Source organism: Providencia sp. 21OH12SH02B-Prov (assembly GCF_027362595.1).
GTDB lineage: Bacteria > Pseudomonadota > Gammaproteobacteria > Enterobacterales > Enterobacteriaceae > Providencia > Providencia zhejiangensis.
Window position 1 is genome coordinate 1043891 of record NZ_CP114796.1, and the last position, 13434, is coordinate 1057324.

Genomic DNA, 13434 nt, shown 5'->3' on the forward strand with positions numbered 1-13434 from the left:
GGGTAGTAATTTTAGATAAGCAACTCTGGGGTTATAGAATAATGACAAAAAAACAGTCTCCCATATCGGTATTGCCAATATCGGTGGAACAACTTTCACGTTTGCAGACGGCTGTCGATGACTTTTCATCTCACCAACTCGCTTGGTTGTCTGGTTATTTGTGGGGAATGGTTAATCAAAATACAGTCACTAACGTGCCTATGAGTGCTGAAGTACCACAAGATGAAACTATTACGATTATTTCAGCTTCACAAACAGGGAATGCTCGACGTTTGTCTGAGCAACTGAGAGAACGACTCATAAGTGAAAAACTGAATGTCAACTTAGTTAACGCGGGAGATTATAAATTTAAACAAATCTCACAAGAAAAAGTGTTAGTCATCGTAGCATCAACTCAAGGAGAGGGAGAGCCAGCCGAAGAAGCGGTTGCTTTATATAAGTACTTGCATTCTAAAAAGGCACCCAATTTGAGTGGTACGGTATATGCTGTTTTTGCTTTAGGTGATTCTTCTTATGAAAAGTTTTGCCAAGCAGGGAAAGATTTTGATACCCAATTATCGCAATTAGGCGCGACATCATTACTTGAGAGGATTGATGCCGATGTCGAGTATCAATCCATCGCTGAAGCATGGATTGAGGATTTGACGCAGCGCCTTAAAGAGCGAGTGCCTACGCAAAGTGATCAGCAATTGGTGGTAACCCAAGCGGGCAGTGTTGATGAAATACATTCATCGCCTTATACAAAGACAGCGCCTCTGACCGCGTCATTACTCGTCAATCAAAAAATTACTGGGCGTGGATCGCTAAAAGATGTTCGTCATATTGAAATCGACCTTGGCGATTCAGGGTTACGTTATCAACCGGGAGATGCTCTCGGTGTGTGGTTCGATAATGATTCAGCCCTTGTCGATGAATTGATAGGCTTATTATGGCTGACAGGTGATGAACCAGTTCAGGTGGCTGAACAATCATATCCATTACGTGATGCATTGATACACCATTTAGAATTGACTCAAAACACACATCTAATTGTTGAAAAATATGCCAATTTAGCAAAAGACGATGCATTACTTGGTTTGATCAGCGATAAACAAGCACTGTTATATTACGCTCAGACAACCCCTATTGTTGATATGGTTAGGCAGGCTGCTTCTCAGCCGACAGCCCAAGAGTTTGTTGATATTCTTCGGCCGATTACTCCAAGACTGTATTCAATTGCCTCTTCACAAGCGGAAACAGAGGATGAAGTACATGTCACTGTAGGGGTTGTACGTTATGACATTGATGGACGAGCTCGTACGGGTGGCGCTTCTGGTTTTTTAGCTGATCGCCTTAAAGAAGGTGACGAGGTACGTATATTCATTGAACATAATGATAACTTTCGCCTTCCAGCTGACACCTCGAAACCCGTCATTATGATAGGCCCAGGAACCGGTATCGCTCCATTTAGAGCCTTTATGCAGCAACGTGATAATGAACAAGCGACGGGTAAAAACTGGTTGTTTTTTGGTAATCCTCACTTTGTTGAAGATTTTCTCTATCAAGTGGAATGGCAGCGCTATGTCAAAGATGGCTTATTGACCAACATTTCATTAGCTTGGTCTCGAGATCAAGCCCAAAAAGTTTATGTACAGGATAAGTTACGCGAACAAGGGGAAGAGGTATGGCGCTGGATTGAAGATGGCGCACATATTTACGTCTGCGGCGATGCGAATCACATGGCACGTGATGTGGAACATGCGTTGTTGGATATTATTAGCCAATACGGCAACATGGATAGTGAATCGGCAGATGAGTTTTTGAGTGAGCTGCGCGTAGAGCGCCGGTATCAGAGGGATGTCTACTAATGAGCGATAAAAAATACGGGCCTTTGGTCGTAGAAGGCAAACTGGCTGATAGTGAGCGTATGAAAAATAATAGTCATTATCTGCGTGGAACTATCAAAGAAGACCTTAAAAATGGGCTGAGTGGGGGTTTTGAGGGGGATAACTTTCTGCTCATTCGCTTCCACGGTATGTATCAGCAAGATGATCGCGATATTCGCGCGGAACGGGCGGAGCAAAAATTAGAACCTCGCCATGCAATGATGCTACGCTGCCGATTACCTGGTGGAATTATTACGCCGAAGCAATGGTTGGACATCGATAGATTCGCCTCTGAGCATACGTTGTACGGTAGTGTGCGTATTACTAATCGGCAGACCTTTCAATTTCATGGCATTTTAAAAGGGGATGTCAAGCCAGCGCATCAGATGTTACATCACGTCGGGTTGGATGCTTTAGCAACGGCCAATGATGTCAACCGTAATGTGTTATGTACATCTAACCCTGTGCAGTCTGAGTTGCATCAGCAGGCGTATGAATGGGCAAAAAAAATATCGGAGCATCTATTGCCTAAAACCAATGCTTATGCGGAGATTTGGCTTGATAAAGAGAAAGTCGCAACCACAGATGAAGAGCCTATATTAGGGAAAACCTATTTACCGAGAAAATTCAAAACATCGGTAGTGATCCCACCCTTAAATGATGTAGATCTACATGCTAACGACATGAACTTCGTGGCGATCGCTGAAAATGGTGAGCTTATCGGTTTTAACGTACTGGTTGGTGGTGGTCTAGCCATGACTCATGGTGATACAGCAACTTTTCCACGGTTAGCCAGTGAGTTCGGGTTTATTTATTTGAAGGATACGTTAGCTGTTGCGGAAGCGATTGTGACGACTCAGCGCGACTGGGGAAATCGTACTGAACGTAAAAACGCCAAAACAAAATACACTCTTGAACGGGTTGGTGTAGAAACATTTAAGCAAGAAGTAGAACGGCGTTCGGGAGTGACATTTGAAGCCATTAGGCCTTATCAATTTACTCAACGTGGTGATCAAATTGGTTGGCTAAAAGGGATAGATAATCATTGGCATTTAACGTTATTTATTGAAAATGGCCGCCTGATTGATTTACCTAATAAGCCCTTAAAGACAGGTATAGCAGAAATTGCAAAAATTCATCAAGGGGATTTTCGTTTAACGGCAAACCAAAATTTAATTGTTGCTGGTGTACCTGAAACGGAAAAAGCCCGTATTGAGGCGATTGCCCGTGAACATGGTTTGATGAGTGCAGAAGTGACTGCGCAGCGTGAAAACTCAATGGCTTGTGTTTCTTTCCCAACGTGTCCACTGGCGATGGCAGAGGCCGAGCGTTTTTTACCTGAATTTGTCACTGAGGTTGAAAAAATCATGCAATCACACGGCATTGGTGATGAGCATATTGTTTTACGCGTTACGGGGTGCCCAAATGGATGTGGTCGAGCAATGCTGGCGGAAGTTGGGCTCGTGGGTAAAGCACTCGACAGATACAATTTACATTTAGGGGGAAACCGGATTGGTACTCGCATTCCTCGTATGTATCGTGAAAACATTAGTTCAGCCGAAATTTTATCTCTTTTAGATACCTTGATTGGTGATTGGGCTAGAGGGCGTCAAGCACAAGAAGGATTTGGTGATTTCTTAATACGCACGGATGTGGTGAAGCCGGTGCTGAACTCTGCGGTTGATTTCTATGAGGTTAAGGAGGCCGTATGAGCCAGCTTGAACTCGCTGAGGTATTAAAATTAGACAAAGCAGAACAAGACGAGTATTTATCTGCATTTAATACCCAGTTAGAAAAATATGATGCTATCAAAAGAATCGAATGGGCAATGAACCATTTACCTACAGCGTTTGTATTGTCATCGAGTTTTGGAATACAAGCCGCTTTAACGCTACATATGGTCACTCAAGTCATTCCTGATATTCCAGTGATCCTCACCGATACAGGGTATCTTTTCCCTGAAACCTATCGTTTTATTGAGGAATTGACGGAAAGGCTGAGGTTAAATTTGCATGTTTACCGTTCGCCATTGTCTCCTGCTTGGCAAGAGGCTGTTTATGGGTGCTTATGGGAACAAGGACTATCAGGAATCGAGCAATATAATCAAATCAATAAAGTTGAGCCGATGAACCGTGCTTTGCAGGAATTGAAAGCACAAAGCTGGTTTTCTGGATTACGTAGAGAGCAGTCGGCGAGTCGTGCTATGTTGCCGGTATTGAATATAGGTAAAGGGATATTTAAAGTCTTACCTGTTATTGATTGGAATAATCGGCAAGTACATGAGTATCTGACACAGCATAACCTACCTTATCATCCATTGTGGGAACAAGGATATTTGTCCGTGGGGGATACCCACACCACTCGAAAATGGGAACCGGGTATGAGTGAAGAAGAAACCCGCTTCTTTGGTTTAAAGAGAGAATGTGGGCTTCATGAAGGTTAAGCGATATCAATATATTGAGTGGCTGACTACTAAATTAGCCACTCAATATCATCATTAATCTATTCTAGAATAAGTATTTAAATCTCACTCTTGTGCCGTAACGATCTTTGTCGCTATTTTTCACTTCAATATCTTTTCCATCAATGACTGAATAGTATGCCCCGATATAAATTTTAAAATTATTCATATCAAGTATATCCGGTAACTCATAAGAGGTATAAAGGGTATGAATATCATATTTGCCAGGACCAAAGATGACTTCATTATCAATATTGTTATCATAATTTAATGCATAGGATTTGATGTCATTATGAGCGTAGATATACCCTAACTGTAAACGACGCCATAGAATATTTGCACCTGTCGTAAAATCAGTTTCATGACTGGCATCTAAATAGGCGGTATTCCAATTTATCGTCAAGCCATTGGTTGGATCATTTTTTAAATTATTCCAGCCCAATGTTAAGCCATAGCCATTGCGTTTAGACTGATCTTTAAATTGGCCTGTGTTTTTATCTTCATAACCATAGGCATTATTCACGATATTGCTTTCTAGCGCAGCAGCAATTTTAAAGCTATCTTTTTCCCAAGCGATAACAGGACGGACATAGACAACATTCTTTTTATTAATCAGTTTTCGTCCGTGGTACTCACTATTGCTAAAGATACTGGTACCATCTTCAATAAGCAGGTTTGTTTCGAAATACCAATTGTCATATTTCGTATTAAACATCATGCTGCCGCCGCTATTGGTTCTTCCTCGACCTTCTTTCATCATATAAATGTAGCCAAACCCATCGCTATAGGTGTCATTGGCGGTATTGCCTGAATACTCAACAAAGGTATCTTGATTTAATGGGAACATATCATAGGCTTCATAGCGACCGAGCTTTATTTGCCAACTCTCTTTTTTACCAAAATGAAATTCAGCATCATCTAAGCTCACATCTCCATCAATTTTAGCGAGAGGTTGGACAGAAAAACCCGCATAGTTTTTATTATCTAATACTCGTTCACCATCTAAACCGATTAGAATTCGTCCATTGATTCCCCATTTATCATAGTCACCAAAATCTTTGTCTTTTCCTGCTTGGGTATTAATTGAAGTAAGTTGTCCTTTTTTACTAGCAATATCTGTATTAAATTCGACATCACCATACAACTTAAGGGTTCCATATTGACTATTGGTTTCAATTAAATTAGGCGCTTCAGGTGTTTTTTTAGTCACTATTTGTTGGTCATTAGCTGGTTGACTAATCGTAGTATTATTCTTTAATACATTTTCTAAATGGGCAGCTTTTTGTTCAGCAAGTTCGGCTCTTTTTTCAGCTGCAAGGGTTCGTTGTTCTAATAGGGCTAAACGTTGTTCTATTGATAGAGAGTTTGTATTAGCTAAGGTTATTGTTGGTACAGTTAATCCCAAGCTAATAGCAATAGCGAGTAGTTTCATATTCATTCTTTATTCCTTTTATACCTAAGTGGGAAATATATTTCCCATTTGATATTTTATTATTGGAGTAGTGTCTGTATATTTATTTCAGTCAATGAGTTTACTTCCAGATCTGCTTCGGGTAATAACCCTTCAGCGATAATACCAATAGCATAAATCCCTGCTTTCTTTAGAGATTGTATTCCTGCTATTGAATCTTCAAAGCCAACACAAAATTCTACGGGGACATGAATAAGTTGTGCTGCCTTTAAAAATATTTCTGGGTCAGGCTTTCCTTTTTCTAAGGATTTAGGGTCAACAATAGCTTGAAAATAATTATCAATATTTAATTTCTTTAATATCATTGGTGCATTCTGAGATGCTGAAGCGATAACACAAGGAATATTGTATTGATAGGCCTGTTCAATTAATTCTAACACACCAGGTAAAATATCTTTTGGCGTAATGTTATCCAATAACTTCACATAGTAGTTATTTTTTCTTTCTGATAATTCACTTTTCTCTTGAGCAGAAAAAAGGTTTTGCTTATTACCATAATTTAATATTTTATCTAATGATTCTGTTCGGCTAATACCTTTTAAGGTTTGATTGAACTCTTCATTAATTTCAATACCAATTTCATTCGCTAATTTCTTCCATGCTAAATAGTGATAGCCAGCGGTATCCACAATAACGCCATCTAAATCGAATATCAGACCTTTAACCATTAGTTTTATCCTCATTGAAGTTTAAACAAAAAGCCGTGTTATCAATAAGGTGATATTGATGATGATTAATGGATATTATGCAGGCTTTATCGCTCGTAACAGTAATGTCATTATGAGTTAGGTTAATGTGATACAAAACATTTTGATGGTTTAGATGGAAACTCAGTCTCTGCCATTGGTTTGGCAATGATGGTGTAATATTGAGAGTATCTTGACGAATATCCACACCCGCATAAGCCATAATCGTGGTATTTAACGTTGCGGCCATGACACCGGTATGAATTCCTTCAGCAGTTGTTCCACCTTGAATATCATTGTAGTCTGAATATAAGGCATCCTGATAAAGTTTCCATGACAGGTCATGTCTTTGTATTTGTTCGGCTAAATAGGCATGAACAATACGAGATAACGTTGAACCATGAGACGTTCGTTCAAGATAATACTGAAGGTTTTTTTCAGCGAAATCGTCAGACAATGAGTAGCCTAGAGACTCAATTAAGAATTTGACGGTCGCTTTATCTAGATTATTAAATAACATCAGCGTATCGGCTTGTTTAGCGACTTTAAAATCATCGGCTGACTTATTTTCTTTACGCAATATCCGATCCATACGATAAATATTGCCATATTTTTGGCGATAGCTTTCCCAATCCAATTCATTCAACGAAAAGTAACCTGAAAATTGTTCAATCACTTCATCTTGATTAAGCGTAACGGCCAGTTGGGTTCTAATATGGTTAAGTTGCTGGATGAGATCTGCATCAAAGCCCAATTCAGTGAATTTATGGGTAAAGAGGCTATTGCTATACAGTGTCACTATTTCATTAAATAGCCATGCGACCATTAAATTGGTATAGGCATTATCTTTTAAACCACCTTCTTGTGAGTCAGAATATTTTTCATGGAATTCATCAGGTCCCATAACGCCACTAATATGAAAACGCTGATCTCGTTCATCAAATTGGCATAGGCTTACCCAAAATAAGGTAATTTCATTGAGTAATTCTAAACCGTAATCCGCCATAAATTGATGATCAAGAGTATTGCGCCAATATAGCCAGACGTTGTAAGCAATCGCTAATGAAACATGGCGTTGACGGCAACTATGATCCGGATCCCATTGTCCAGAGAGTGGATTGAGATGTAGCACTTGTGTTTGTTCACTACCATCATGCCCTGATTGCCATGGGAACATGGCTCCTTGAAAACCTGCCGCTTTGGCTGCTGAACGCGCCGTTTCTAAACGATGATAGCGATAGAGTAAAAGTTGGCGAGCGGTGTTAGGAAAATGCATGATATAAAAAGGCAGTATGAAAATTTCATCCCAGAAAATATGCCCTCTATAGGCTTCGCCGTGTAAGCCTCTTGCTGTTACAGATACATCTAATTGATGTTTTTCATTACTAAATGGTGAAGCCGATGCAAGCAGATGGTAGGTGTGTAAACGCAACAATTTTTGCGTCATTAAATCGCCTGAAACAACAATATCAGCGCTAGTCCATAAGCTTGCCCATGCTTGTTTAGTCTCTAATAATTGCGCTTTTAAGGTAGGAAGTTGCCAGTTTACAATTTCATGCCAATGATGTGGGTAGGCGGTAGAGGTTGTCATAGCAACACATTTTTCTAATGTATAGCTGATATTTTGTTTGGCATTAAAAGTAATTGTTTGATCAACCACGGATTCAGAAATATGGCAAACAATGTCTTTGTCTGTAAAAAAATCACCATAAATATTTGAGGTCAAACCTATCCCTATTTTTGACTGATTTGTTTCTGCTAATAGGTAAGCTGTTTGTTGTTTTGCACCTGTTTTTAACACATGGTAATGATGTTGATTAAGACTACGATAACGTTCCACTCCGGCATTAACCGTATTTCCTTCTAATCTGGTGACTACGGTTATTTCCGCGGAGAAATTTAATGGCGTAAATTGGTAGTGAAGACAATAGTGGGACATATCCGCCATATTGGTAAACTTGAAGCAGCGAATACTCAATTGCTTTCCATCCGCGGTTTCAATCAGCCAATCAGATGACATCACTCCGGTTTTCATGTCTAAATGACGGGTGAGGCGGTGAGTCGTTACGTTATTAGGATGAATATAATCAGAGTCACCGATTCTAAGGGAGATAAATTGTCCATTCGGCGCATTAACGAAATCTTCATTAATAACTTGATGATCACCTATTTGGGATGTTGCTTGATTATATAATCCTGCCACATAGGTTGCTGGGTAGTAATTTTCGCTGGCGGTCATTTCAGGTAATGTGCCGCGTAGTCCGATATAACCATTTGCAACAGTTAATAGTGACTCTTGGCAATATTCATCTTTACCTGACGTTAGCCCTGAATATTCGATAGACCATGTAAATTCATTTTCTTTATCAGCTAATTTTTCCGCTATATTCGTTAACTGATTTAATGAGTTCGTTTTTTCTATAATAAAGGGAGAGTTAAACGCCTCAGAGAAAAAATTTGCTAAGTTAATTGTTTTATTATCTTTTGTTTTAATAATAGCATTTTTTTCAGCATCCTGATCAAAAGGAGGAGCTATAATACCTCCATGCATCAGAGGAAAGTCATTTTTTATTTTCTCAACAACGTTTAACCAGTCATGATAAGTATTATTTAAAAAATCAAATGAGTAATGTTGTTTTTTATTTTTGTCTTCAACAGACACGCTGATATCTGAAAAAATAATAAGTAAGTAATTCATAATAAACCTTAAATTTAATGATACATTAATTAGCTTGTAGCGTGCCTTTTCTTTCTTTATAGCGATAGGCAATAACCGTTAACCCAATCGGAACGATAATAGAAACAATCATGGCAAATAGATAAACTAACCAATAAGTAGGCTGTATCGATAAAATGCCAGGTAAACCACCAACGCCAATACCATTTGATAACACATGATTTAAACCGCAAATCAACCCCGCAAGCGCGGATCCAATCATTGCGCATAGCATTGGAAATCCATATTTTAAGTTAACCCCATACATGGCGGGTTCAGTGACACCTAAATAAGCCGAGATAGCCGCAGGAATAGTAATTTCATGTTCATTGACTTTACGACTGACAATGATAATACCAACAACCGCAGATGCTTGGGCAATATTAGAGAGCGCAATAATTGGCCAAATAGGTGTACCGCCATAGCTCTGAGTCATTTGTAGATCAATGGCTAAGGTTGTGTGATGTAATCCGGTAATCACCATTGGCGAATAGAAGAAACCAAAGATAGCAGAGCCAATAGGGGCGAAGTCACCTAACATTAATAATTTGATTATTTCAGCGATACCATTACCGATCCCTCTGCCTATTGGGCCTAAAATAACATGGGCAACAAAAACAGAAACAATTAGGGTAACGATTGGAACAATAACCAATTTTAAATAATCGGGGATATAACGGCGTAAGCGGGTTTCAAACCAACCTAAAAATAATCCAGCCAAAATAGAAGGAATGACTTGAGCTTGATAGCCTACTTTCGCAATGGTAAATAATCCAAAGTTCCAAATATCAGGCACTTGGGAACCTAAATTATAGGCATTCATCAGCTGAGGTGACACTAATGTAATACCAAGTACTAAACCGAGAGCTGGGGTACCCCCCATTTTTTTAGTGCTAGACCAACAAATACTCACGGGTAAAAATGGAATATCGCTTCACAAGGTAACCATAGAAATTCATAGATAGGTTGTAGCCAAGGATAAAAATAGGTTAATGGTTTATTTTCTGATATCGGCATTTCACCGATGACATTGCGTAAACCTAAAAGTAAGCCCCCACAAATTAAAATTGGTAATAAAGGAACAAATATTTCGGCCAAATTAGCTATCAGCCTTTGCCAAAAGCTCATGTTTTTTTTTGCGTCAGATTTAACCTCATCTTTGCTTTTTGTTTTTAACTCTAAACAATTAGAAAGTGTTTTATAGTAGCTTTCAACTTCTATACCAATAATAACTTGAAATTGACCTGCATTATTAAAACAGCCTTTAACAAAAGGAATTTGTTTTATTTTATCTATATCAGCAAGATTGGGATCATTAAGGACAAAGCGTAACCTTGTTAAGCAGTGAGAAACACTAATGATATTATTTTTACCGCCAATCAGCACAATAAGCTCTTCAATGGCTTTTAAATCTTTGGCACTAGACATATTCATTTTCTCGTGATGGTTTCGTTTTTTTTAATATATATCGTTATTTGACTTATTCAAACGGGAACGTTCCCATAACTAGACGATGATCACATGTCATAATCATTAATTATTGAAAATTATTAATTTAAGCTGTCGCTAGAAATAATGATTTTTTGAGGGGGAATTGTTTCTTTTTGCATTTTGATCAATATATTAGCTGCTTCTTTCCCACTTTCTCTAAAACCTAAACGGTAAAACTTAGTTTGAGGAAATAAAAATGTCAGTAAGTCGTTGCGACCAATACAGGCAACATCAATATGCGTCATTTTTTGTTCAGACAAATATTTTTGAACGCCAAATGCTAAAGAATCTGTTGCGCATAAGATAGCTTGTGGGGATGTCGTGACTATTTCTTTAGCGAGCAGGTAACCACTTTGATAATTTAGCTCACCTAGACGTGCATGAGGGGTTAAATGATGCTGTTCGCAATATTGTAAGTAGGATTGATAACGAAGTAAGCCCGTTGTTTCATCATGAATATTGATCCCAACATAACTGATTTTGTCATGTTTCTTTTGTCCATGAAAATAATGCATTAAGTTTTTAACTGCATTGTCATCGTCGTGACAGATTGAAACAAACCCTTCTAATGGTCGTGCAATGACCACCATTTTTTGCTTCCACTCGACCAATTTATTGGTATCTATACCTGAAAAAGCGAAGAGCACAATACCGTCAACTTTTTGACGAGCAAGCATTTTCAAATGTTCTTCTATTTTCTCTTGCTTAAACTGGGTTTCTAAAATAATCGGGTCGATATTATTTTCATAGAAAATAGGTAGCATGGAGCTGACAGCTTGGTTTTCTGCATAAGAATCTAGACGAGTCATGATGATGCCAAAAGAACGATTTGAGTATCCTCGCATCGCACGAGCCGATTTTGATGGCGTAAATTGATATTTTTTGATTATTTGATTAACTTTTTGTCGAGTTTCTTCATTAACCATTGGATCTTGATTAATGACACGTGAAACCGTTGATTTACCTACACCGCACAATTTTGCTATATCATTGATGGTTAATTTTTTTTTATCAGTATTTATCATGATGTTTCGTCTTAATTGGCTGAATACTTATAAAGGCTAAATAATTTATATTTTTGTTCTATTGATGATCTTAGTCTAACTCATTTTTTCAAGATATTTGTATAAAAGAAGCGATCAACATCCGTTATCACTCTTCTCCGTATTCACTGACGTATTTGGTCTCTGCCATTGACTCAGTAATGACTTATTCCTTTGCGTTACATCTAATGAATTTTTGGCATTTCATAACCCAACTTGCACGCCATATAGTCAATTTAAATCGTTGTCATAAAAAAGTGATATAACACCGGAAGAGTAAGATGGAATATTTACCGTTATTTGTGGATCTGCGATCCCGTAAAGTTGTGCTAGTTGGCGGTGGTGATGTTGCGGCACGTAAAGCTGAGCTGTTACTGAAAGTCGATGCAGCGCTTATGGTCATATCTCCTACATTAAGTCCGGTTTTACAACGTCTTTATGAGCAAAAAAAATTTATCTGGGTTAAGGAAGAGTATCATTTTTCTCATATCGAAAAGGCTTATCTAGTGATCGCTGCAACAGACCAACCTGCATTGAATGAGAAAGTTTTTCATGATGCGGAGTCACAACAAATTTTAGTTAATGTTGTGGATGAGAAACCATTATGTTCTTTCATTGTTCCGTCAATTATTGACAGAGACCCTGTCGTTATCGCCATCTCATCTGGGGGAACAGCGCCGGTTCTTGCTCGCTTATTGCGTGAAAAACTTGAAGCCATGTTGCCGAATTCGTTAGGGCATATGGCAAAAATAGCAGGGCGGTGGCGAGAAAAAGTCAAATCATCGATAACGAGCATGCGCGAACGAAAACGCTTTTGGGAAAAAAGCTTTAATGGTCGTTTTGCCTCGTTAGTTGAAAAAGGTCAACTCCTTGAAGCCGAACAGCAATTAGAGAAGCAATTATCTGAAAGGGATAATAGCGGCGAACTTATCCTAGTAGGCGCTGGGCCTGGTGATGCGGGCTTGTTGACGTTAAAAGGCTTGCAAGTTGTGCAAAACGCGGACGTTGTTTTATATGACAACTTAGTCAGTGAGGAAGTACTTGATTTAGTGCGACGAGATGCAGACAAAATCTGTGTCGGAAAGCGAGCTCATCATCACTCGGTTTCACAAGAAGAAACGAATGCATTAATCGTCAAATTGGCTAAACAAGGAAAAAAAGTTGTTCGATTAAAGGGGGGGGATCCGTTTATTTTCGGGCGAGGTGGTGAAGAGCTTCAGGTTGCGGCAGAAGCTCAAATTCCTTTCCAAGTGGTTCCTGGTATTACAGCCGCGATTGGTGCAACCGCCTATGCGGGGATCCCGCTTACACATAGAGAACATGCTCAAAGCGTCACGTTTATTACGGGTCATTGCAAAAATAATGGTAACGACCTTGACTGGCCAGCGCTGGCTAGCGGACATCAAACATTAGCTATCTATATGGGAACGGTAAAAGCTGAATATATCAGTAAACAACTGATTGAGTTTGGACGTTCTCCAAACACACCTGTTGCGGTCATTGGTTGCGGAACACGCAATAATCAGCAGGTGCTTAGCGGGCAGTTACATGAATTAGAGACACTTGCTCAGCAAGCACCTTCCCCTGCTTTATTGGTGATTGGCGAGGTTGTTGCATTGCATCAACAATTAGCTTGGTTTGGTCATCATGGCGTGGAAAACAGATGGCGTTCCGCCGTGCTGGAATTGGCTTAAAAGGAGG

Annotated in this window: 8 protein-coding genes and 1 pseudogene; 4 read left to right on the forward strand and 5 right to left on the reverse strand. The window is 39.1% G+C overall.

Annotation, left to right across the window (positions count from 1 at the left end):
- The first annotated feature begins 41 nt into the window (after positions 1-41).
- The 3 genes from cysJ to O7C57_RS05115 are packed head-to-tail and all read left to right on the forward strand — an operon-like array spanning position 42 to position 4308.
- Positions 42-1847, forward strand: a complete 1806-nt coding sequence (cysJ, locus tag O7C57_RS05105; RefSeq protein ID WP_269723734.1) for an NADPH-dependent assimilatory sulfite reductase flavoprotein subunit — start codon at positions 42-44, stop codon at positions 1845-1847.
- Positions 1847-3577: an assimilatory sulfite reductase (NADPH) hemoprotein subunit gene (cysI, locus tag O7C57_RS05110; RefSeq protein WP_269723735.1), complete on the forward strand. Its 1731-nt coding sequence runs from the start codon at positions 1847-1849 to the stop codon at positions 3575-3577. The genes cysJ and cysI overlap by 1 nt, the downstream gene beginning before the upstream one ends.
- Positions 3574-4308 carry a phosphoadenylyl-sulfate reductase gene (locus tag O7C57_RS05115; RefSeq protein WP_269723736.1) on the forward strand — a complete coding sequence of 245 codons (735 nt, stop codon included), beginning with the start codon at positions 3574-3576 and terminating at the stop codon, positions 4306-4308. Before cysI ends, O7C57_RS05115 begins: the two co-directional genes overlap by 4 nt.
- A gap of 64 nt (positions 4309-4372) precedes the next feature.
- On the opposite strand, the gene O7C57_RS05120 is transcribed toward O7C57_RS05115, so the two are convergent.
- The 5 genes and pseudogenes from O7C57_RS05120 to treR form a co-directional block, all read right to left on the reverse strand.
- The gene (locus O7C57_RS05120; RefSeq protein ID WP_154623481.1) at positions 4373-5764 is read right to left on the reverse strand and encodes a carbohydrate porin; all 1392 of its coding nucleotides are present in this window, start codon (positions 5762-5764) and stop codon (positions 4373-4375) included.
- A gap of 53 nt (positions 5765-5817) precedes the next feature.
- Positions 5818-6465 carry a beta-phosphoglucomutase gene (gene pgmB, locus O7C57_RS05125; RefSeq protein WP_269723737.1) on the reverse strand — a complete coding sequence of 216 codons (648 nt, stop codon included), beginning with the start codon at positions 6463-6465 and terminating at the stop codon, positions 5818-5820.
- The gene (locus tag O7C57_RS05130; protein ID WP_269723738.1) at positions 6458-9181 is read right to left on the reverse strand and encodes a glycoside hydrolase family 65 protein; all 2724 of its coding nucleotides are present in this window, start codon (positions 9179-9181) and stop codon (positions 6458-6460) included. Before O7C57_RS05130 ends, pgmB begins: the two co-directional genes overlap by 8 nt.
- Before the next feature lie 25 nt (positions 9182-9206).
- Positions 9207-10627, reverse strand: a pseudogene (treB, locus tag O7C57_RS05135) (PTS trehalose transporter subunit IIBC).
- A 122-nt stretch (positions 10628-10749) separates the two neighbouring features.
- Positions 10750-11715, reverse strand: coding sequence for a trehalose operon repressor TreR (treR, locus tag O7C57_RS05140; protein ID WP_154622372.1), 966 nt, complete (start codon positions 11713-11715; stop codon positions 10750-10752).
- Positions 11716-12014: 299 nt separating this feature from the next.
- Between treR and cysG the strand changes: the two genes are divergently transcribed.
- Entirely contained in the window at positions 12015-13427 is a 1413-nt protein-coding gene (cysG, locus tag O7C57_RS05145) for a siroheme synthase CysG (RefSeq protein WP_154622371.1), read from the forward strand.
- The last annotated feature ends 7 nt before the right edge of the window (positions 13428-13434 follow it).